This window comes from Mesorhizobium sp. Cs1299R1N1 (genome assembly GCF_037179655.1).
GTDB lineage: Bacteria > Pseudomonadota > Alphaproteobacteria > Rhizobiales > Rhizobiaceae > Mesorhizobium > Mesorhizobium salmacidum.
Map to the genome: position 1 here is coordinate 58,047 of NZ_JAPYKR010000002.1, position 20,162 is coordinate 78,208.

20 protein-coding genes are annotated in these 20,162 nt (G+C 63.7%); 8 read left to right on the plus strand and 12 right to left on the minus strand.

Going from position 1 to position 20,162, the window contains the following annotated elements; genetic code table 11:
* Window positions 1–99 precede the first annotated feature (99 nt).
* Both O7A70_RS03775 and O7A70_RS03780 read right to left on the minus strand, forming a co-directional pair.
* Window positions 100–1,461, minus strand: a complete 1,362-nt coding sequence (locus O7A70_RS03775; protein WP_337139082.1) for a sensor histidine kinase — start codon at window positions 1,459–1,461, stop codon at window positions 100–102.
* Window positions 1,462–1,471: 10 nt separating this feature from the next.
* Window positions 1,472–2,146 (minus strand): response regulator transcription factor, encoded by a 675-nt coding sequence (locus O7A70_RS03780; RefSeq protein ID WP_337139083.1) that lies wholly within the window; start codon window positions 2,144–2,146, stop codon window positions 1,472–1,474.
* 291 nt (window positions 2,147–2,437) lie between these two features.
* Here O7A70_RS03780 and O7A70_RS03785 point away from each other — a divergent pair, with 291 nt between their 5' ends.
* The 8 genes from O7A70_RS03785 to O7A70_RS03820 all read left to right on the plus strand — a co-directional run bounded on the left by O7A70_RS03785 (window position 2,438) and on the right by O7A70_RS03820 (window position 10,708).
* On the plus strand, window positions 2,438–3,037 hold the full coding sequence (locus tag O7A70_RS03785) for a class I SAM-dependent methyltransferase (RefSeq protein WP_337139084.1): 600 nt from the start codon (window positions 2,438–2,440) through the stop codon (window positions 3,035–3,037).
* A complete protein-coding gene (locus O7A70_RS03790; protein WP_337139085.1) occupies window positions 3,034–3,651 on the plus strand; it encodes a DedA family protein in 618 nt (205 codons plus the stop codon). Before O7A70_RS03785 ends, O7A70_RS03790 begins: the two co-directional genes overlap by 4 nt.
* Before the next feature lie 81 nt (window positions 3,652–3,732).
* Window positions 3,733–4,644, plus strand: a complete 912-nt coding sequence (locus tag O7A70_RS03795; RefSeq protein WP_027142168.1) for a LysR substrate-binding domain-containing protein — start codon at window positions 3,733–3,735, stop codon at window positions 4,642–4,644.
* A 206-nt stretch (window positions 4,645–4,850) separates the two neighbouring features.
* Window positions 4,851–6,005 (plus strand): ABC transporter substrate-binding protein, encoded by a 1,155-nt coding sequence (locus O7A70_RS03800; protein WP_337139087.1) that lies wholly within the window; start codon window positions 4,851–4,853, stop codon window positions 6,003–6,005.
* Between the two features lie 178 nt (window positions 6,006–6,183).
* Window positions 6,184–7,182, plus strand: a complete 999-nt coding sequence (locus O7A70_RS03805; RefSeq protein ID WP_337139088.1) for an ABC transporter ATP-binding protein — start codon at window positions 6,184–6,186, stop codon at window positions 7,180–7,182.
* A 223-nt stretch (window positions 7,183–7,405) separates the two neighbouring features.
* On the plus strand, window positions 7,406–8,371 hold the full coding sequence (locus O7A70_RS03810) for an ABC transporter permease (protein ID WP_442921153.1): 966 nt from the start codon (window positions 7,406–7,408) through the stop codon (window positions 8,369–8,371).
* On the plus strand, window positions 8,361–9,176 hold the full coding sequence (locus O7A70_RS03815; RefSeq protein WP_337139089.1) for an ABC transporter permease: 816 nt from the start codon (window positions 8,361–8,363) through the stop codon (window positions 9,174–9,176). Before O7A70_RS03810 ends, O7A70_RS03815 begins: the two co-directional genes overlap by 11 nt.
* 104 nt (window positions 9,177–9,280) lie before the next feature.
* Window positions 9,281–10,708, plus strand: coding sequence for a gamma-aminobutyraldehyde dehydrogenase (locus O7A70_RS03820; RefSeq protein ID WP_337139090.1), 1,428 nt, complete (start codon window positions 9,281–9,283; stop codon window positions 10,706–10,708).
* Window positions 10,709–10,836: 128 nt separating this feature from the next.
* Here O7A70_RS03820 and O7A70_RS03825 read toward each other — a convergent pair whose 3' ends face one another.
* The 10 genes from O7A70_RS03825 to fdhF form a co-directional block, all read right to left on the minus strand.
* Complete coding sequence (locus tag O7A70_RS03825; protein WP_337139091.1) at window positions 10,837–12,246, minus strand: FAD-binding oxidoreductase; 1,410 nt, start codon at window positions 12,244–12,246, stop codon at window positions 10,837–10,839.
* 356 nt (window positions 12,247–12,602) lie between these two features.
* Entirely contained in the window at window positions 12,603–12,917 is a 315-nt protein-coding gene (locus O7A70_RS03830) for a hypothetical protein (protein ID WP_337139092.1), read from the minus strand.
* Window positions 12,918–12,959: 42 nt separating this feature from the next.
* Window positions 12,960–13,322, minus strand: coding sequence for a nuclear transport factor 2 family protein (locus tag O7A70_RS03835; RefSeq protein WP_135862229.1), 363 nt, complete (start codon window positions 13,320–13,322; stop codon window positions 12,960–12,962).
* 83 nt (window positions 13,323–13,405) lie between these two features.
* Window positions 13,406–13,633, minus strand: a complete 228-nt coding sequence (locus tag O7A70_RS03840) for a carboxymuconolactone decarboxylase family protein (protein WP_337139093.1) — start codon at window positions 13,631–13,633, stop codon at window positions 13,406–13,408.
* Window positions 13,633–13,884: a hypothetical protein gene (locus tag O7A70_RS03845; protein WP_337139095.1), complete on the minus strand. Its 252-nt coding sequence runs from the start codon at window positions 13,882–13,884 to the stop codon at window positions 13,633–13,635. The genes O7A70_RS03840 and O7A70_RS03845 overlap by 1 nt, the downstream gene beginning before the upstream one ends.
* Window positions 13,885–13,993: 109 nt before the next feature.
* Window positions 13,994–15,547 (minus strand): alpha/beta fold hydrolase, encoded by a 1,554-nt coding sequence (locus O7A70_RS03850; RefSeq protein WP_337139097.1) that lies wholly within the window; start codon window positions 15,545–15,547, stop codon window positions 13,994–13,996.
* 105 nt (window positions 15,548–15,652) lie between these two features.
* A complete protein-coding gene (locus O7A70_RS03855; RefSeq protein ID WP_027142158.1) occupies window positions 15,653–15,964 on the minus strand; it encodes a formate dehydrogenase subunit delta in 312 nt (103 codons plus the stop codon).
* Window positions 15,954–16,784 carry a formate dehydrogenase accessory sulfurtransferase FdhD gene (gene fdhD, locus O7A70_RS03860; protein ID WP_337139099.1) on the minus strand — a complete coding sequence of 277 codons (831 nt, stop codon included), beginning with the start codon at window positions 16,782–16,784 and terminating at the stop codon, window positions 15,954–15,956. Before fdhD ends, O7A70_RS03855 begins: the two co-directional genes overlap by 11 nt.
* Window positions 16,784–17,233 (minus strand): hypothetical protein, encoded by a 450-nt coding sequence (locus O7A70_RS03865; protein ID WP_337139100.1) that lies wholly within the window; start codon window positions 17,231–17,233, stop codon window positions 16,784–16,786. The genes fdhD and O7A70_RS03865 overlap by 1 nt, the downstream gene beginning before the upstream one ends.
* 13 nt (window positions 17,234–17,246) lie before the next feature.
* Window positions 17,247–20,159, minus strand: a complete 2,913-nt coding sequence (gene fdhF, locus O7A70_RS03870) for a formate dehydrogenase subunit alpha (protein WP_337139101.1) — start codon at window positions 20,157–20,159, stop codon at window positions 17,247–17,249.
* Window positions 20,160–20,162: the final 3 nt, after the last annotated feature.

A 20,162-nucleotide genomic window follows, 5' to 3' on the forward strand; every position in this document is an offset into this window, starting at 1 on the left:
GGCGTGCCGCGTCTCCGGCGGCATAGACGCCGGAATCGTCGTTTGCTGTCTGTCATCGACTGATGTCATCGCCAGCGTCCTTGGGAACTCGCGGCGATACTATGCCGCCAACGCGCGAAAACTCATCCTGAAGCAGGCGCCGTTGGGCTTGCCGTCAAGGATTTCGATGCGCCCGCCATGAAGATGCATGATCTCCTGCACGAGGTTGAGGCCAAGCCCGGCGCCATGATCCTGCGGGCGCAATCGGTAGAAGGGTTCGAAGATGCGCTCCCGCTCCCCCGGCGGCACGCCGTCGCCTTCGTCCCGCACCTCAATGATGGCGGGCGTTGTGACGCTGACGGTGATTTTGCCGGCGCGGCCGCCATGCTCGATGGCGTTCTGCACGATGTTGGTCACCGCACGTTCGATCGCGGTGCGGTCGCCGGTGGCAAAAAGCGTGTCCCTCTCCGGCTCGAACGACATCTCGTATCCGGCCGAGAATGCCATCGGCGCGAGGTCGACGATGACGCCTCGCGCAGTCGCCACGAGATCGACCTTTTCGAAAGGCGATGTCTGCCGGTCGAGACGCTGCAGGTCGAGCAACTGGTCGGTCAGCGTCGAGAGCCGTGCTGCATCCTGCAGCAGCCGTGCCCGTTCCGGTGTCGCCGGCAGCGAGGCGAGGCGCGTGTTGAGGATGGCGACCGGTGTCCTGAGCTCATGGGCGGCGTCGGTGAGGAAACGTTTGTGGCGCTCATAGCCCTTGTCGAGCCGCGCAAGGGCCGCATTCACCGCCTTGACCAGCGGTGTCACCTCTGTCGGGACGTCCTTCAGCGGCAGCTGGACACCCCGCTGGTCGATGTCGATGCGCTCAGCCTCGGCGGCTGCATGGCCTAGGCCCGCAAGGGCGCCACGCACCACCCAGGGCGTAGCGAACAGCGTGGCCAGCGCCATCAGCCCGGCGAGCGGCAATATGCCTTGCAGGAAGAATTGCGGCGCCTGGTCGAGCAGGCGCAACAGCGAAAGCCCGCCCTTGGTGCCGGTGAAGATCTGGACATTGCCGGCCGCCGTATCGGTCCAGCGAATCTTCCCCTCCGGCGGCGCGGTTTGCCCGATTGCGTGGTCGATACGGGCGTCGCTGATAGTGTCCAGCAATCCGGCGAAAGGCTGGAAGATGGGCGGCATGGTGCCCTCCTGCAGCCGCTGGCCCTGCTTGTCTCGGATGATGAACCAGAGATCGGGGACCTCGGATCGCAGCTTCGTCAGGTCCGAGGTCTCGCGCAGGACGAGCTTCCCGCCTGCGTCACGCGCCACCGCATCCGCCAGCACGTCCATTGTGCCGTCCTCATAATCGTGCGGAATGAGCCCGGTGGCGAGCAATGCGACGAGAATGCCGACGATGATCAGCGTCAGCATCGCGCATTGCAGCAAGGCGATGCGCAGCACCAGGCTCCATTTCAGTGAACGCGGGCGCTTGAGGCTCATTGCTTGGCGCTCATGTCGTCTCGCGCAGGAGATAGCCGACGCCGCGAATGCCGTTGATGGTCACGCCGGCATCGGCATCGGCGAGCTTGCGGCGCAGGCGCGAGACATGGGTGTCGAGGGCGTTGGACTGGATCTCGTCATCGAGGCCGAACACCGCCTCCATCAGCACCTCGCGTTGCACCATGCGGCCGGTGCGCCGCATCAGCGCCTCCAGCACCAGGAGTTCGCGGCGCGGCAGGCTGAGCGGTTCGGCACGGATCGACGCTTCGCGATGTCCGACATCGAGCACCAGATCGCCGGCACGGATGAATTGCGACTGCATCGGCGCCGGGCGCCTGAGCAGCGCGCGCAGGCGAGCCAGCAGTTCCTCGAAGGCGAATGGTTTCGCCAGATAGTCGTCCGCGCCCATATCCAGCCCATCGACCTTGTCCGATGTGTCGCCTCTCGCCGTCAGCATCAGCACTGGCGTGGTGTTCTTGGCCGAACGCAATCTGGGCACCAGCGACAACCCGTCGCCATCCGGCAACTGGCGGTCGAGCAGGATCGCGTCGTAGCTGTCGGCGGCAACGAAGCCTTCCGCCTCGATGAGCGAACCGGCGTGATCGACCACCATGTCGTGGCGCTTCAGCGCGGCACGCAACGCAGAGACCATTTCAGGCTCGTCCTCGACCAGCAAGATTCGCATCGACAATTCTCCAGCAGCAGCTTCTGGCGCTACCGCGCCAACATTGCGCAAACATGGCAAAGCCGAACGGCCCGGGTCGACAAACGCTTTCTTTGCCTTCGCGAGATCGCGCAATGTCTATGCAACCCAGTCGCGGCAAACAGCACCGGTCGGCACGAATCGCCCATGCCGGCGTGAAGGCGTCGGGCCCGAATATGCAACAGGTCGGGCCCGACGTTGAAACGAAATGGCGCTGAAACGAATCAGTTGGCCACACAATCTGGCGTGCTGTTGTCCGGGATTGAGGTTACCATGCCTGCAAATGATGCTCTGTCTTTCCTCGTGGCGTGGACCGTGGCGCCGTTCAGGGTCGGGTCCGTCACGCCGTCCAGCTCCAGCCTGGCGGCATTGATGACGCGCGACATCGGACCCGAGACGGGTCCCGTGCTGGAGCTCGGTCCAGGAACCGGCCCGTTCACGCGAGCGCTGCTGTCGCGCGGGGTTAAGGAGGAAGATTTGACGCTGATCGAATCCGATCCGGATTTTGCCGCACTGCTCAAGCGTCGCTTTTCGGCCGCCCGGATATTCGAGATGGATGCTGTCGGTCTGCGCCATCTGTCGCTCTTTCACCGGCCGGTGATTGGTGCCGCCGTCAGCGGCTTGCCTTTCCGGCTGATCTCGCCGCGCAGGACGCTCGCCATTCTCGAAGGTGTTTTCGCGAACCTTCGCCCGGGCGGAGCGCTCTATCAGTTCACGCTTGGACGGCGCTGCCCGTTCGACCAGTCGCTGCTCGACAGGCTCGATCTCGAGGTCACGCGGGTTGGCCATACCTTTCGCAACTTCCCGCCGGCGATTGTCTATCGCATCGCCAGGATCAAGACGTCAGAAACATATGACTGGCGCTTCGCATGACGGGACCGTTGTCGGTCATTCTCGGCTTCGGCCTGTTCGGCGTCTTCTGCCTCGCCTTCACCGAAAAGATCCTGCCGATTCCGCCCTCGCATGTGTTGCTGCTGTTCCTCGGTATGACGGCGGCGCCTGACCATGCGACGCTGGCGATCCTGCTGGCGGTGACGACTTCCGCCTCCTTCGCCGGCTGCCTTGTCTGGTATGCGGTCGGCCGCCGGATCGGCTTCGACCGTGCCGACAGGCTGATCGGACGAGCCGGCAGATATGTCTTCCTGCGCCCCGAAACCTATCGCAAGCTTGGCCAGGCCTATCGCCGCAATCATGTCAGGGTGTCCTTGCTGGCACAGTTCATCCCGACCGTGCGCAACTACCTGCCGATCGCTGCTGGCGCGCTTTACCTGCCTGCCTTGCCCTTCGCGGCCGCGACACTGCTTGGCGCCACCATATGGAATGCGGGCTTTCTCCTGACCGGTTACTTCATGCGCGGCAGTGGCCAGGATTCCTTCGCGGTTGGCCTGCGCATCATCGTCATCGTCGTGGCGCTTGAGACGGCCTTCATGCTTGCGTTGCGCTATGGTCCGACATGGCGACGCCGCATCAGGCTGATGCTCGGCTGACCGCGCCGCACCAATCTCCGGTCACGGGATAAGCTTCGCAGCCGGCTTTCCTTCGCTTGCCTGCCGGTGTTTAGTCGGCCCATGGCCTTCACCATCCGCCAGTTGCAGTTCTTCATCGCCGTTGCCGAGCAAGGTACGGTGTCGCGCGCGGCGCAAAACCTCTCCATTTCGCAATCGTCGGTCACCGAGGCGATCAAGGAACTTGAAAGCGATCTTGGCGTCGAACTGTTCGAGCGCCATCCGCGCGGCCTCAACATCACCCACAAGGGGCACCAGTTCCTGCGTCATGCGACAAAGATTCTCGCTGACGTGTCCGACGCGCGCCGCTCTTTTTCCGGCGAACAGGCCGTGGCGGGCGGGCGGCTGCAACTCGGCGTCACCTCGCTGGTCGCCGGCTATGTGCTGTCGGATCTGCTCTCACGCTACCGCCGCGCCTATCCGGGCGTCGAGGTCTCGGCCATAGAGGACAATGGCGACTACCTCGAACACCTGCTGATCGGTGGCAAGCTCGACATTGCCGTCATGGTCACCTCCAATTTGCGCGACCGCACTGCCCTGCAATCGGAAATCCTCGAAGTCTCGGCCTACCGGCTGTGGCTGCCGCTCGGCCATCCCTTGGCTGGCGCCGACATTATCGGCATCGGCGATATCGCCTCCGAACCGCTGATCATGCTGACCGTCGACGAGATCGAGGAGAACACCGGCAAGCTGCTGACGGCGATCGGCGCCAGGCCGCATGTCGCCTTCCGCACCCGTTCCGTGGAAGCCGTGCGCAGCCTGGTCGCCACCGGCGCCGGCGTGGCACTGCTCCCCGACCTTGTCTACCGGCCCTGGTCGCTGGAAGGCGACCGCATCGAATCGCGCGACATTTCGGGCTCCTTGCCGGTGGTGCAGGTCGGCATGGTCTGGCGGCGAGGCTCCGGCCTGGCCGCCGCGGCGCGCGACTTCATCGGCCTTGCCCAGTCGCAGCGGATGGTGCGCCAGCGTCTGTGATAGAGCTATCGGAAAAACCGATATCGGCCTTCTGATAAATGAATTTGCGAAACCGGAATTTTCAAAGCACCTTCCGTTTCAGGGACACAAGCTGCCATCAGAGCGGCGTCAAGTCCAACGGACGAGCTGACAAGTTTTTCAGTCCGCGCGTGATCCAGCGAAAACCGGAGCGGTTTCAGGGTCACGCGCCAAAATGGGAGTCGACGATGAATTCATTCCTGAAGTCGTGCACTGCGTTGACGGTCGCGCTGACCTTCTCCGGTCAGGCCATCGCCCAGGTCAAGGAACTCGGCAAGGGCGAGGGCGAGGTCAACATCGTTGCCTGGCCGGGCTATATCGAGCGCGGCGAGACCGACAAGGGCTATGACTGGGTGAGCGCCTTCGAGAAGGAGAGCGGCTGCAAAGTCAACGTCAAGACCGCCAACACCTCGGATGAGATGGTGTCGCTGATGAACGAGGGCGGCTTCGACCTCGTCACTGCGTCGGGCGATGCCTCGCTGCGCCTCGTCGCCGGCAAGCGCGTGCAGCCGATCAACACCGATCTCATCCCGGGCTGGAAAACGGTCGACGACCGGCTGAAGGACGCGCCCTGGTTTACTGTCGGCGGCGTTCATTACGGCGTGCCCTATCAGTGGGGCCCGAACATCCTGATGTACAACACCGAGGTGTTCAAGGAAGCGCCGAAGAGCTGGAACGTCGTCTTCGAGGAGATGAAGCTGCCGGACGGCAAATCCAACAAGGGCCGCGTCCAGGCCTATGACGGACCGATCCACATCGCCGACGCCGCCAACTACCTGATGTTCCACAAGCCGGAACTCGGCATCAAGGACCCATATGAATTGAACGAGGACCAGTACAAGGCGGCGCTCGAATTGCTGCGCGTCCAGCGCACGCTGGTTGGCCGCTACTGGCATGATGCCGCCATCCAGGTCGACGATTTCCAGAATGAAGGCGTGGTTGCTTCGGGCTCGTGGCCCTATCAGGTCAACACGCTGGTCGCCGCCAAGAAGCCGGTCGCCTCGACCGTACCGGAAGAAGGCGTCACCGGCTGGGCCGACACCACCATGATGGAAGCCGACGCGGCGCACCCGAACTGCGCCTACATGTGGCTCGAGCATTCGCTGGCGCCGAAGGTGCAGGGCGATGTCTCCGCCTGGTTCGGCTCGCTGCCGGTCGTGCCCGCCGCCTGCAAGGGCAACGAGCTGCTCGGCGAGGAAGGCTGCAAGACCAACGGCTACGACAATTTCGACAAGATCAAGTTCTGGAAGACGCCGGTCTCGAAATGCGTCACCCAGAACGACCAGTGCGTGCCCTATTATCGCTGGGTGTCGGATTATATCGGCGTCATCGGCGGACGGTGATCTCTCCTACCCTCCCCCTCGTGGGGAGGCTCGACGCGCAGCGTCGGGGTGGGGGCTGCTCGGCCGTCTGTGCAGGTCACCCCCACCTGCGGCTTCGCCGCGACCTCCCATCGAGGGGGAGGTGAAGCGGCGTGCTACGGCAATCCGACAGAACCAACCGGCAACAGACTGACACCCCATGACCCCAGCCGTTTCCTTTCAAAGAGTCTCGCGCCATTTCGGCAGCGTTCGCGCCGTCGACGCGGTCGACCTCGACATCGTGCCGGGCGAATTCTTCGCCATGCTCGGGCCGTCCGGGTCCGGCAAGACCACGTGTCTGCGCCTGATCGCCGGCTTCGAGCAGCCGACGGCGGGTTCGATCTCGATCTTCGGCGAGCGTGCCGAAGGCGTGCCGCCCTACCGCCGGAACGTCAACACCGTGTTCCAGGACTACGCGCTGTTCCCGCATCTCAATGTGCTCGACAACGTCGCCTACGGGCTGATGGTCAAGCGCGTGAGCAAGACCGAGCGGCACAAGGCGGCGGAGGAAGCGCTCTCGCTGGTGCGACTGCCCGGCTACGGCGCCCGGCGGCCCGGCCAGCTCTCCGGCGGCCAGCGCCAGCGTGTCGCGCTCGCCCGCGCGCTGGTCAACCAGCCCAAGGTGCTGCTGCTCGACGAGCCGCTCGGCGCGCTCGACCTCAAGCTGCGTGAAAATATGCAGGAGGAGCTGAAGTCGCTGCAGAAGGCGCTCGGCATCACCTTCGTCTTCGTCACCCACGACCAGGGCGAGGCGCTGTCGATGGCCGACCGCGTCGCCGTCTTCAACGATGGCAAGATCATGCAGATCGGCACGCCGGAGGACATCTATCAGCGGCCGAGCACGCGCTTTGTCGCTGATTTCGTCGGTTCCTCGAACGTGCTGCCGCCGGATTTCGTCCAGCGTTATTCCGGCCAGCACCGCTGGGGCAGCCTGCGGCCCGAATCCATTCGCGTCGGCCGTGCCGCGAGCGGCGAGGGCGTCGCCGCGCGTCTCGTCTCGACCAATTATCTCGGCGCCACCACCCGGCTGGCGCTCGATGCCGACGGGTTGAAACTGCACGCCGTGGTGCCGGCCGGCACTGCCCTGCCGGCGGAGGGCGAGGCGGTGGTGCTGACGTTCAATCGCGAGCACCTGCATCTTATGGACGAGCCGGCATGACGACGGTTGGCGCGAGGCACCCCCCTCTGTCCTGCCGGACATCTCCCCCGCAAGGGGGGAGATTGGCTGTCGCCACTATCGTCGCCAATTTTCAACGTTGCAGAACTGGCGAGGCAGGCAAGCTGCCGATCTCCCCCCTTGCGGGGGAGATGTCCGGCAGGACAGAGGGGGGTGTGAAGGATCTCGGCCTTGCCGCCATTGATCCAATCGACAGGGTGGCGCCGTGACCATCGTCGCCCTCAACGCCAATCCCGCACCCGCCATCCTGCCCGGCAGCGGCGGTCTGCGCGGTGCGCTCTCCGACCTTTTCTGGCGCCGGCCAAAAGTCCTGCTGCTCCTCATGCTGCTGCCGCCGGTTCTGTGGCTCGGCATCGTCTATATCGGCTCGCTGTTCGCGCTTTTGGCGCAGAGCTTTTTCTCCATCGACGAGTTCTCCGGCCTCATCAACCGCCAGTTCACGCTGAAGACCTATGGCGACCTGTTACAGGCCGCCAATCTCGACATCATCCTGCGCACGGTGACGATGGCGGCCCTGGTCACGCTGGCTTCGGCCATCGTCGCCTTCCCCATTGCCTACTACGCGGCGCGCTATGCACGCGGCCGCTGGAAGGCACTGTTCTATCTCGGCGTCATGCTGCCGCTGTGGTCGAGCTATCTGGTCAAGATCTATGCCTGGAAGCTGATCCTGGCCAAGGAAGGCATTTTGACCTGGCTGCTCACCAAGCTGCACTTGTTGTGGCTGCTTGACGCCTGGCTGGCGCTGCCCGTGGTCGGGGGCAATTCGCTGTCGGTATCGTTCACCGGCACTTTCATCGTCTTCGTCTATGTCTGGCTGCCTTTCATGATCCTGCCCGTTCAGGCGGCCCTTGAGCGCGTGCCCGGCAATCTGGTCGAGGCGTCGTCCGATCTCGGCGCCTCGCCCGGCCAGACCTTCCGCAACGTGCTGTTTCCGCTGGCGCTGCCTGGCATCGTCGCCGGCTCGATCTTCACCTTCTCGCTGACATTGGGCGATTACATCATCCCGCAGATCATCGGGACGTCGCGCCTGTTCATCGGCCAGGCCGTCTATTCGCAGCAAGGGACGGCCGGCAACATTCCGCTGGCCGCCGCCTTCACCGTGGTGCCCATCGTCATCATGGGCTTCTATCTCTGGGGCGCCAAGCGCATGGGAGCCTTCGATGCGCTCTGACCGTGGTCAATCCGCTCCGCCAGGCCTGAAGGCCGCCGCTGCCTACGGCCTGCTCTTCCTGCATTTGCCGATCCTGCTGATCTTCGTCTACGCCTTCACCACCGAGGAGAAGAGTTTCGTCTGGCCGCCGCCCGGGCTGACCATGCAATGGTTCGCCGTCACCTGGAACCGGCCCGATGTCTGGGAAGCGCTGTCGCTGTCGGTCCGCGTCGCCGCCATCTCGACCACGATTGCGCTGGTGCTCGGTACGCTGTGCGCCGCCGCCGTGTCGCGGACGAAGTTCTTCGGTCGCGAAACCATCTCGCTGCTGGTCATCCTGCCGATCGCGCTGCCCGGCATCATCACCGGCATCGCGCTGCGTTCGGCCTTCGCGCTGGCAGACATCCCCTTCTCGTTCTGGACGATCGTGCTTGGCCACGCCACTTTCTGCGTGGTCGTGGTCTACAACAACGCCGTCGCTCGTTTCCGCCGCACGTCGGGCTCGATGATCGAGGCCTCGATGGATCTCGGCGCCGACGGCTTCCAGACCTTTCGCCATGTCGTGCTGCCCAATATCGCAACCGCATTGCTCGCCGGCGGCATGTTGGCCTTTGCCCTTTCCTTCGACGAGGTCATCGTCACCACCTTCACCGCCGGCCAGCAGCAGACGGTGCCGATCTGGATGCTGGAGGAACTGATCCGTCCGCGCCAGCGTCCGGTCACCAACGTCGTGGCCATGGTCGTCGTCCTGGTGACGCTGCTGCCGATCCTGTTTGCCTATTACCTGACCCGCGACGGCGACCAGATCGCCGGAAGCGGGAAATGAAAAACAGCGAATAGGGAGTAGCGAGTAGCGAGTAGGGAAAATCGACAGCCAAACCCTACTCGCTATTCGCTACTCCCTATTCGCTCCTTTCAAGGGAGAACCCAATGGACACCCAGATGCTGATCGGCTCCAAATTCGAGAAGGGCGCCGAGACCGAGGAGCCGATCCTCAATCCGAAGACCGGGGCGACCATTCTCAACCTGCCCGAGGCCAGCCAGGCACAGATCGAGGCCGCCGTGGCGGCAGCGGGACAAGCGTTCGTCTTGTGGTCTCGCACAACGCCGGCGCAACGCTCTGGCTACCTGCTCAAAATTGCCGACCGCATCGAGGCCGAGGCCGAGGAATTTGCCACGCTCGAGGCGCTGAACTGCGGCAAGCCGATCAACGCAGTGCTCAATGACGAAATCCCGGCCATCGTCGACTGCTACCGCTTCTTCGCCGGCGCGGTCCGCTCCATGCCGGGTGTGGTCGCGGGCGAATACCTGCCCGGCCACACCTCGATGGTGCGGCGCGATCCGATCGGCATCGTCGCTTCGATCGCGCCATGGAACTATCCGCTGATGATGATGGCCTGGAAGCTGGCGCCGGCGATCGCCGGCGGCAACACCGTCGTCTTCAAGCCGTCGGAGCAGACGCCGCTGACGGCGCTGAAGCTGGCGAGGATTCTGGCCGAAGTGCTGCCCGAGGGCGTCGTCAATGTCGTGCTTGGCCGGGGCGACAGCGTCGGCAACACGCTGATCAACCATCCCAAGGTCAATATGATCTCGATCACCGGTGACGTCGCCACCGGCAAGAAGGTGCTGCAGGCCGCCGCCAAATCGGTCAAGCGCACGCATCTCGAACTTGGTGGCAAGGCGCCGGTCATCGTCTTCGACGACGCCGACCTCGGCGCCGTCGTCAAGGGCTTGCGCGCCTTCGGCTATTACAATGCCGGCCAGGACTGCACCGCCGCCTGCCGCATCTATGCCGGCAAGAAGATCTACGACAAGCTGGTCGCCGATCTGTCCTCCGCCGTCTCGACCATCAAATACAACCAGCCCGACGACACCGAGAACGAAATCGGGCCATTGATCTCGCGCCGCCAGCGCGATCGCGTCTCGAGCTTTGTCGAGCGTGCCTCGGAGCTGAAGCACATCGAGATCACCACCGGCGGCAAGCCGGGCGAGGGCACCGGCTTCTACTACCAGCCGACCGTCGTCGCCGGTGCGCTGCAGGAGGACGAGATCGTGCGCCGCGAAGTGTTCGGCCCGGTCGTCTCGATCACGCGTTTCACGGAAGTCGACGAGGCGGTGAGCTGGGCCAACGACAGCGATTACGGCCTGGCGTCATCGGTGTGGACCAGGGACGTCTCGCGCGCCATGGCGACCGCCGCCCGCCTGCAATATGGCTGCACCTGGATCAACACCCACTTCATGCTGACCAACGAGATGCCGCATGGCGGGCTGAAGCAGTCCGGCTACGGCAAGGACATGTCGCTCTACGCGCTGGAAGACTACACAGCCGTGCGCCATGTCATGGTGGCGCACGGGTAAGGGACTATCGCATCGCGGCGCTGACGCCCTTTGTCTGAAGGAGGGCGTCAGCGTCATTATACTCTATACGGCCCTATGTTTGACTGCGAGAAGGCCGTCTAAGCGGCACAAGCAGCGGGAACCGCCAGCTAAGCCGCCGTCCTGCCTTGCGTCCCTGATAGCGCGGGCTTGATGTTCAAGTTGACCCGGAAGAAGTTGGATGGGTCATAGGTCCGCTTCACCTGGCTCAGCCTTTCGTAATTCGCACCATAGCTTGCCCGCAAGCGAGCTTCCCCTTCGTCGTCCATCATGAAATTCACATAGCCGCCTTCGCCATTGTGGGGATGGATGCTCGCCCAGTAATTCTTGGCCCACTTGGTGAGGTCGGCGGCCTTGCCCGGATCGGGATCGATTGCGGCTATGACCATTGACCAGCTTGCGTCGCGTGCGTTCCAGGCGGTCTCGTCCTTGCCGACGCGGCGCACGGCGCCGTCGATCGGGTAAAGATGCATGAGAGACAATTCGCTAGGCGCCTGGGCAGCCTGCGCGATATGGGTCGCGATGGCTTCGTCGGAAAGAGACTTGACGAAATCGCCCTTCCAATACCATTGCAGGCCTTTGGGAAGCAGCGGGTCGAACAGCGCCTGCAATGCCGGGTACGGCATGACGCCCATCCAGTTGAAGATCGGTGGCGGCAAGATGTCCAGCAGCGGCGCCATCGCCTTGCGTCCGTCTTCCTCCGTGCCGTTGTAGCAGGAGATGATGGCGCAGGCGCGCTTGCCCCAATACTCGCGCGGGAAGGGATCGGTCGAGGGGACCGACTTCAGGCCGACAAAGGCGCCGAGATCTTCCGGCGCTGCCGGCAGGTAGTCGCGATAGGCACGCATGACGGCCGGAGCGTCCTTGGCCTCCCAGAACACCGGGCCGCCGAAGATCATGTTCACAGGATGGGCCTGGAACAGGAAGCTGGTCACGACGCCGAAATTACCGCCGCCGCCCCGCAGCGCCCAGAACAGGTCGGGATTCTCGCTTTTGCTGGCCCTCACCATACTGCCATCGGCCAGCACCAGATCGGCCTCGACAAGATTGTCGATGGTGAGACCGTATCTGCGCGTCAGATAGCCCGTCCCTCCGCCGAGAGTAAGGCCGGCAACGCCCGTGGTCGAGACGATGCCGAACGGAACGGCGAGCCCGAAAGGATGGGTAGCGTGGTCCACGTCACCCGACGTGCAGCCGGGCGCGACCCTCACAGTGCGCGTGTTCGGGTCGACATGGACCCCTTTCATCGTCGACAGGTCGATGACGAGGCCGTTGTCGCAAATTCCCAATCCGGCACCGTTGTGCCCTCCGCCGCGCACGGCGATCAGGAGGTCGTTGTCGCGCGCGTATCGCACGGCGGTGATCACGTCGGCAACATCGGCGCAGCGTGCAATCAGCAGCGGGTGCTTTTCGATCATGCCGTTGTAGATCTTGCGTGCTTCGTCATATCCGGCATCGTCACGCAGGATCAGCTCCCCGCGCAGGCTTTCACGCAGTTTTGCATGGGTTTCGTCGGTCATTGGTTTTCTCCCTTTGATTGTGCCGGCGCTATGCGGCGTCGGCGCGACGCATCTTGTTGCTTCGTTGTGTCGCCCCCCTCGGGGCGGATGCGTTGGACGGTGCAGAGACGAGTACATTGCACCGATCCGGTCCCCGCTGCTTCGCCCGAAAGGGCCAATGGGCAATGGCCCAGGAGAGCCATGGCGGGCAGCCGGAATCCGCCGCCGAGATTGGCCGTATAGGAGAGCGGGAGCCACGCCTCGTGGCTTTGCCTTTATCGCATGGCGCATGATGAAGGTGACCGCCGCCTCGCAGCCACCTTTCCATCGTGCTCGCCGCCCCTCCCAGGTCCTGGGCCGCGGCTATCCGGCATCAACTATTCGACGATACGGAAAATCTGCCACAGGCTGGTGCCCGACACGACATAGGGCTCCATCTCCTTGCCCCATTTGGCGTGCGCGTCGATCTTGCCGATCTTGGCAAACATCGCCTCCAACTGTGCCAGGCTCTCGACCTCGTGATGCGACTCGACCGTCGCCTCGCGCGCGCCGATCGATCCGGTCATGATCTGGAATTTGAGGTCGGCGAGGCCGACCTGAGAGCCGATCTCGCGTTCCCATTTCCGCATCAGCTCGAGCACGGTCTGCTTGTGCCCGAACCTGGCGTCGATCTGCCATCTGGCGCTGAACATGTTGGTTCTCCTCCATCACATGCGGTTTAGCCCGCGGTTGATCTACTCGTCCCAGGCCTGCACGACGGTCTGCCGTGCGATCTGCCCGTTCTTCAACTCCAGCATTGCCGCGGCGAACACTTTCGTGCCGTCCGGATAGGCGCAGGCCTGGGTGAAGGCGAGGCTGTCGCCATTGGCGATGGTGGTGTCGACCTTGTGGGTCATCGCCCGGCTGCAGATGTCGTCCCAGAATGTCGTGATCGCCGCGCGCCCGCGGATTTCGCGTGGCTTGCTCGGCGGGTTGTTGCGGTCGATCACCCGCACCAGCGCATCGTCGGCATAGAAGCTCGACAGCATCTTTCCATCACGCCCTTCGATCGCCTTCTTGATCGCCGCGCCGTCCACTGTTTGGGTCTTGGTCAGCATTTTATCCTCCATATGCCCGTCTTCACGATCGGGCGGTTGATGCTTTGTGGTGTCGCCCGGCACTCATAGCCGGGCCGGGGTCTTCACTGCGACTTCGCCTTCACGGCGGCGAATACGCCGTCGGTCTGTTTCTTGAAGGTCGCGAGATCGACCTGGCTGCCGTTGAGGATCGTCGACCAATGGCGAACGATTGCCGCCATCGCGATCGTCTCCTTGATCTCCTCGTCGCTCGCGCCGTTGAGCTTGGCGGCCTCGGTGTGGAAATAGATGCAATACTGGCACGGGATCTGCGACGCGACCGCGAGCCCCATCAACTCCTTGGTCTTGCCGTCAAGCGCGGTCTGGGGTTGAGCTGGACGCCCTTGATCTCGGCCCAGGCGCCGGCGATGGCGACGTCAGGCAGTGTCTTGAACATATCAGGCACAGAGCCGAGCGTCGCCTGGATGTCCTTGTAGGCCGCCGTCGCCGACGCATCCTCGGCCTTCGCCGGAGTGACCGTGAACAGCGCGCCAATGCCCGCCGCGATTACAAGTGACCTGACATTCAGTTTTGACTTGGGCATTTCATCCTCCGTTCGCAGCGCCTTTCCCGGCGATATCCGCCTTGGCCTGCATGGGGAATTGATAGCGCCTACATCGGTGTCCCCGCTTCGCCCGAAAGCGCCATGGCTCTCATGGCCCGTCCGGGCCAGTCTGCCTGGCGGAAAATGCCGCCGCCGCCGCTCGCGATGGCAGGTCGAGCTTGAGCAATATGTTGGCGACGTGGCGCTTGACCGTGTGCTCGCTCAGCCTGAGTTCGGCGGCGATCGCCGCATTGCTCTTGCCATCGGCGATCAAATTCACGACTTCGCTCTCGCGCGCTGTCAGGCAGGCCGGTTCGGTCGCCCTGGTCTTGGGCCGGCAAGCCGGTTCCAGGTGCTGTTCGGACATCGCAAGCACAAGCGCCAGCGGCTCGTCCAACTCGTCGATCGCGACATGCCCGCGATCGACGAAATGAAGTCCCGAGCCGACTGCCAGATCGGCGACCAGCCTCGACGCCAGTATCTCGCCGCGCCCGGCGAGAGCGGCGAGTTGTATCGTCACGCGGCCCGTCAATCCTGCAGGGGGGCCGCGCAACTCGATTTCGCCGACATGCGCCCCTTGCGCGCTTGCCACCCCGATTTGCTGCGCCGCGTCGCGCAACGCCGCCGCGCAGCGTAAGGCCCGTCCCGGGCCGTCGAAGCGCGAAATCATCATTTCGCCATGCATATCCGCGCAGCGCCCGCCATGGCGGACCACAAGTGTCCGCCATGTTTCGTGGAAATGCTCGCTGCGTTCGCTCCACATCCTGTCGCCAAGCCGTGCCGTGTCGTAGATGCGTGTCACAAGAAGTGCCGCCAGAATGCGTTCGGCTTCCGCCACGGCGCGCTCGCCGGTCAGGAATTCCTCGATCAGGTCGGCCACCCGGTCGACATCGCCGGTCCAGATCGGATGGTCGCGCCCCGGGATTTCGACCAGCCGCGCGTTGGGGATCTTCCTGGCCAGAAAGCGGCTGGCGTCGGGATCGACCCGCACGTCGTTGCGGCGATGGATCAGCAGCGTCGGCGCGTCGATCGCCGCCAGGATACCGCGTACATCGATCTCCGCGTTCATCCGCGCCAGCGCCGCCGCTGCCGTCGGGCTGGCCGAGAGCCGTTCGAACCGCGCCCACCAGGTTGAAAATCGGGCGTCATCGACCCTGCCCGGCGCGAAATTGGGCAAGGTGGCGCCTGTCCCCCAGGCCGTCTCGGCCGTCGCGATGAAGGCTTCCAGATGCTCCGGCGGCATCACCCATTTGTGGAAATGGGCATAGCCGCCATAGAGCGCCAGCGCCCGCGTCCGCTCTGGATAGGTGGCGGCGAACAGCATCGCCATCGGCGCGCCTTCGGAAGCGCCAAGCAGGGCGGCACGGCCGCTGCCGGCCGCATCCATCACCGCGCGCACATCGTCCATGCGGGTCTCGAGGCTGGGCAGGTGATGGACGTCGACGCGGTCGGAGAGACCCGTGCCGCGCTTGTCGAACAGGATCAGCCGTGAGAACGCCGAAAGCCGCCTCAGGAGCCTGGTATAGCCCTCGTCTTCCCAGTGCAGGTCGAGATTGGAGATGAAGCCCGGCACGAAGACGAGATCGAACGATCCCTGGCCGATCACCTGATAGGCGATCCGCACCTCGCCGCTAAGGGCGTATCGGGTCTCGATCGGCCTCACGAGGTTGTCCGCCCGGCCTGACGATTTCTGATCGCCAACCATAGCAGAGCCGCGCCGGTTGCGGCAGTTTATATTTTAGCGGAAGTGAATGTGCGGCCGCCGCGGCTATTCTTGCGGTGCCGCGACGTCGCCCGGAAAAGCCTCGAGCCCGAGCTTGAGATCGGCCTCCGCCGGCGTGATCGGCCGCTTGATCCTGGCCGAAGCGACCACAACCAGTTCGTCGAAGCCTTCGCCGCCGCTGTCCAGCATCTCGAAAAACTGGCGCCGCATCCTCGGCTCCCAGAACTTGTTGATATGTTCGGCGACTCCGGCAACACCTTCCTCGCGTGGTCTGGAGTGAAAAAAGGCGGCGATCTGGTTGGCCATGCGCACCAGCTTTTCCCGTGTGCTCATGATGTGCTCTTCGTCATGCGACATGCTGGGTAACTCCGGAGATCACCCGGTCAGGGTGGGTAAAAACATCGAAATCATCGCCGCGCACCAACGCCACCAGCGTCATGCCGGCTTCCTGCGCCGTGCGGATGGCAAGGGCGGTGGGAGCGGAAACGGCGATGATGAAGGCCGAACCGATCGCTGCCGTCTTCTGCACCATCTCGACCGAAACACGGCTGGTCACCACGACCGCGCCCGATGCGCCATCGATATTGGCCTTGGCCAGCGCCCCCGCCAGCTTGTCGAGCGCATTGTGGCGGCCGACATCCTCGCGCGCCATGACGACGCCCTTGCCAGGCACGTAGAAGCCGGCTGCATGTACGGCGCCCGTCTCGGTATGCAGCGGCTGCACCTTCGACAGCAACTTGACCGAGCGGATGATGTCGTCGGCAGCAAGCGTAAGTTTTGACGCACCGACCGCATCGACCGAGCGCATCGCTTCCTCGATGGATTCGATGCCGCAGAGCCCGCAGCCGACCGGTCCGGCAAGCCGCCGCCGCCGCGCCTCGAAGCGCGTATTGGCCTGGTCCTTCAGCCGGATCTGAATATCGATGCCGGCGCCATGATCTTCCACTTCGATGGCTTCGATCTCGTCAGGCGCGGCGATGATGCCCTCGGTCAGCGAGAAGCCGAGCGCGAAATCCTCGAAATCGGCGGGGCTCGCCATCATCACCGCATGCGTGGTGCCGGCAAAGGAGAACGCCACCGGTGTCTCCTCCGGAACCATGCGGTCGGCCGAAAATGTGCCGGACCCGCGTCTGGCAATACGGCTGGCCGGCGTAGTGGCAGGTGGACGAGGCAACATCAGCCATCCTCCTTCGCGATAAGCTCTTCGGGAGACAGCTTCTTCGTCCTGTGAAAAACCCAGCCGCTCGCGATTCCCGGCGCAATGCTCAATAGTGCTGATGCGAAATGACCCTGTCGGGGGAACGGCAACAGTTGGTTCATCAATTCAAATCCGAAGAAGGCAACCGCGACACCAAACAAAATAGCCGCGTACTGGGCGCCGGTTCCATTCAACTGCTTATAGGCATTTTGGAAAAATGCGAACGGCACCGCTGATATCACAAATGCGAAAAAGAAGACGATGAACGGCAGCAGGAACACGCCGGCAGGCAATCCATCCCGAAGCCGACCCAACGAAACAGCATTTCCAGCGATCAGATCTTTCGATATCGAAACCCCCAAAAACTCTAACGAAATTATCACCGAAGCGATAAGGACAGCGAGCAGATAGGCAGGCAAGGCATACATTGCGACCTGCCTCTTACTCCGCCGCCTGCAGCGGAGCGATGCGGCGGCTCTGCTTGGCCTGTTCGTCATAGTCGCGCTGCCATTCCGACGGGCCGTTGGAAGCGCCGACCTGCACCGCGGTCACCTTGTATTCCGGACAATTGGTCGCCCAGTCGGAGAAGTCGGTGGTGATGACGTTGGCCTGCGTGTCGGGATGGTGGAAGGTGGTGTAGACCACGCCCGGCGACACCCGGTCGGTGATCAGCGCGCGCAGAGTCGTCTCGCCCGAACGGCTGGTCAGCCGGACCCAGTCGCCATCGTGCAGGCCACGGTTTTCTGCGTCATGCGGATGAATTTCCAGCCGGTCCTCGGCGTGCCACATGACGTTTTCGGTGCGCCGTGTCTGCGCGCCGACATTGTACTGTGACAAGATACGGCCGGTGGTCAGCAGCAGCGGGAAGCGCGGTCCGGTCCTTTCGTCCGTCGCCACATATTCGGTGCGGATGAACTTGCCCTTGCCGCGCACGAAGCCGTCGACATGCATGATCGGCGTGCCGAGCGGTGCCTTGTCGTTGCAGGGCCATTGCACGGAACCGACGCGGTCGAGCAGGTCGAAGGAGACGTTGGCGAAGCTTGGCGTCGTCTTGGCGATCTCGTCCATGATTTCGGACGGATGCGTATAGTTCCAGTCGAGCCCGATGGCGCGGGCAAGCTCCTGCGTTGCCTCCCAATCGGCGTAGCGCGCCTTCGGTTCCAGCACCTTGCGCACCATGTTGATGCGACGCTCGGCATTGGTGAAGGTGCCGTCCTTCTCGAGGAAGGTCGAGCCGGGCAGGAAGACATGCGCGTAGTTCGCCGTCTCGTTGAGGAAGAGATCGTGCACGACCACGCATTCCATCGCGGCAAGGCCGGCGGCGACATGCTTGGTGTCGGGATCGGACTGCAGGATGTCCTCGCCCTGGATGTAGATGCCCTTGAACGATCCGTCGACGGCCGCATCCAGCATGTTGGGGATGCGCAGGCCGGGTTCGTCGTCGAGCTTCACGCCCCACAGGCTCTCATAGATGTCGCGCACCGCGTCGCCCGAAATGTGCCGGTAGCCCGGCAGTTCATGCGGGAACGAGCCCATGTCGCACGAGCCCTGCACATTGTTCTGGCCGCGCAGCGGGTTCACGCCGACGCCCGGGCGCCCGATATTGCCGGTGGCCATTGCGAGGTTGGCGATCGCCATCACCGTGGTCGAGCCCTGGCTGTGTTCGGTGACGCCGAGGCCGTAGTAGATCGCACCATTGCCGCCCTTGGCGTAGAGGCGCGCGGCACCACGGATCAGCTCGGGATCGACGCCCGACAGCTTGCCGACGGTTTCGGGGCTGTTTTCCGGCAGGGCGACGAAGGACGCCCAGTCCTGGAATTCCGCCCAGTCGCAGCGCTCGCGGATAAAGGCTTCGTCGAAAAGGCCCTCGGTGACGATGACATGCGCCAGCGACGTCAGCACGGCGACATTGGTGCCGGGCTTCAGCGGCAAATGGTAGTCCGCCTCGACATGCGCCGACTTGACCATCTCGGTGCGGCGCGGATCGAGCACGATCAGCTTGGCGCCCTGGCGCAGCCGCTTCTTCAGTCGCGAGGCGAACACCGGGTGCGCGGACGCCGGATTGGCGCCGATGATGACGGCGACGTCGGTGAATTCGACGGAATCGAAATCCTGCGTGCCGGCCGAGGTGCCGTAGGTCTGGCCGAGCCCATAGCCGGTCGGCGAATGGCAGACGCGCGCGCAGGTGTCGACATTGTTGTTGCGGAAGCCCTGCCGCACCAGCTTCTGGACGAGATAGGTCTCCTCATTCGTGCAACGCGAGGAGGTGATGCCGCCGATCGCGGTGCGGCCGTACTGGTACTGGATACGGCGGAATTCCTTGGCCGTATGGGCGATCGCCTCTTCCCAGCTCACCTCCCGCCACGGATCGCTGACCTTTTCGCGGATCATCGGCGACAGGATGCGGTCCTTGTGGGTGGCGTAGCCATAGGCGAAACGGCCCTTCACGCAGGAATGGCCGTGGTTGGCCATGCCCTCCTTGTAGGGCATCATGCGGATGACCTCGTCGCCCTTCACTTCGGCCTTGAACGAGCAGCCGACGCCACAATAGGCGCAGGTGGTGACGGCGGAGCGCTCCGGCAGGCCCTTTTCGAGCACGGTCTTCTCGCGCAGCGCATCGGTCGGGCAGGCCTGCACGCAGGCGCCGCAGGACACGCATTCGGAAGCGATGAAATCCTCATGCATGCCGGCGACCATGCGCGATTCGAAGCCGCGGCCCTCGATGGTCAGCGCAAAAGTGCCTTGCACTTCCTCGCAGGCGCGCACGCAGCGCGAGCAGACGATGCACTGCGCCGGATCGTAGGTGAAATAGGGGTTGGACTCATCGCGCGCGATGTAGTCGACCGCGAGCGAGCCATGGCCGGGCGCAACGCCGCCTTCTTCCCTGACGTGGTTGCGGCCCTCGACGCCGTAGCGATTTTCGGTCAGGCCGACGGACTTCGCCACCACATCGAACTCGCTGGCGCCGGTTCCGGCCTTCTCGTTCCAGCCGGTCGGATGATCGGAGACATAGAGTTCCATGACGCCGCGGCGGATGGCATCGAGCCTGTCCGACTGCGTGCGCACCACCATGCCTTCGCCGACAGGCGTCGTGCAGGAAGCCGGCGTGCCGCCGCGCCCTTCGATCTCGACGAGGCAGACGCGGCAGGAACCGAAGGAGTCCAGCATGTCGGTGGCGCAGAGTTTCGGGATCTCCACTCCTCCTTCCATCGCCGCACGCATGATCGACGTGCCTTCCGGCACGCTGATGCTGCGGCCATCGACGGTCAGCGTGACCTGCTTCTCAGCCTTCGATTGCGGAGTTCCGTAATCGAGTTCTTCGATGAGCGTCGGGAAGTCGGCCTTGATGTTCATCTG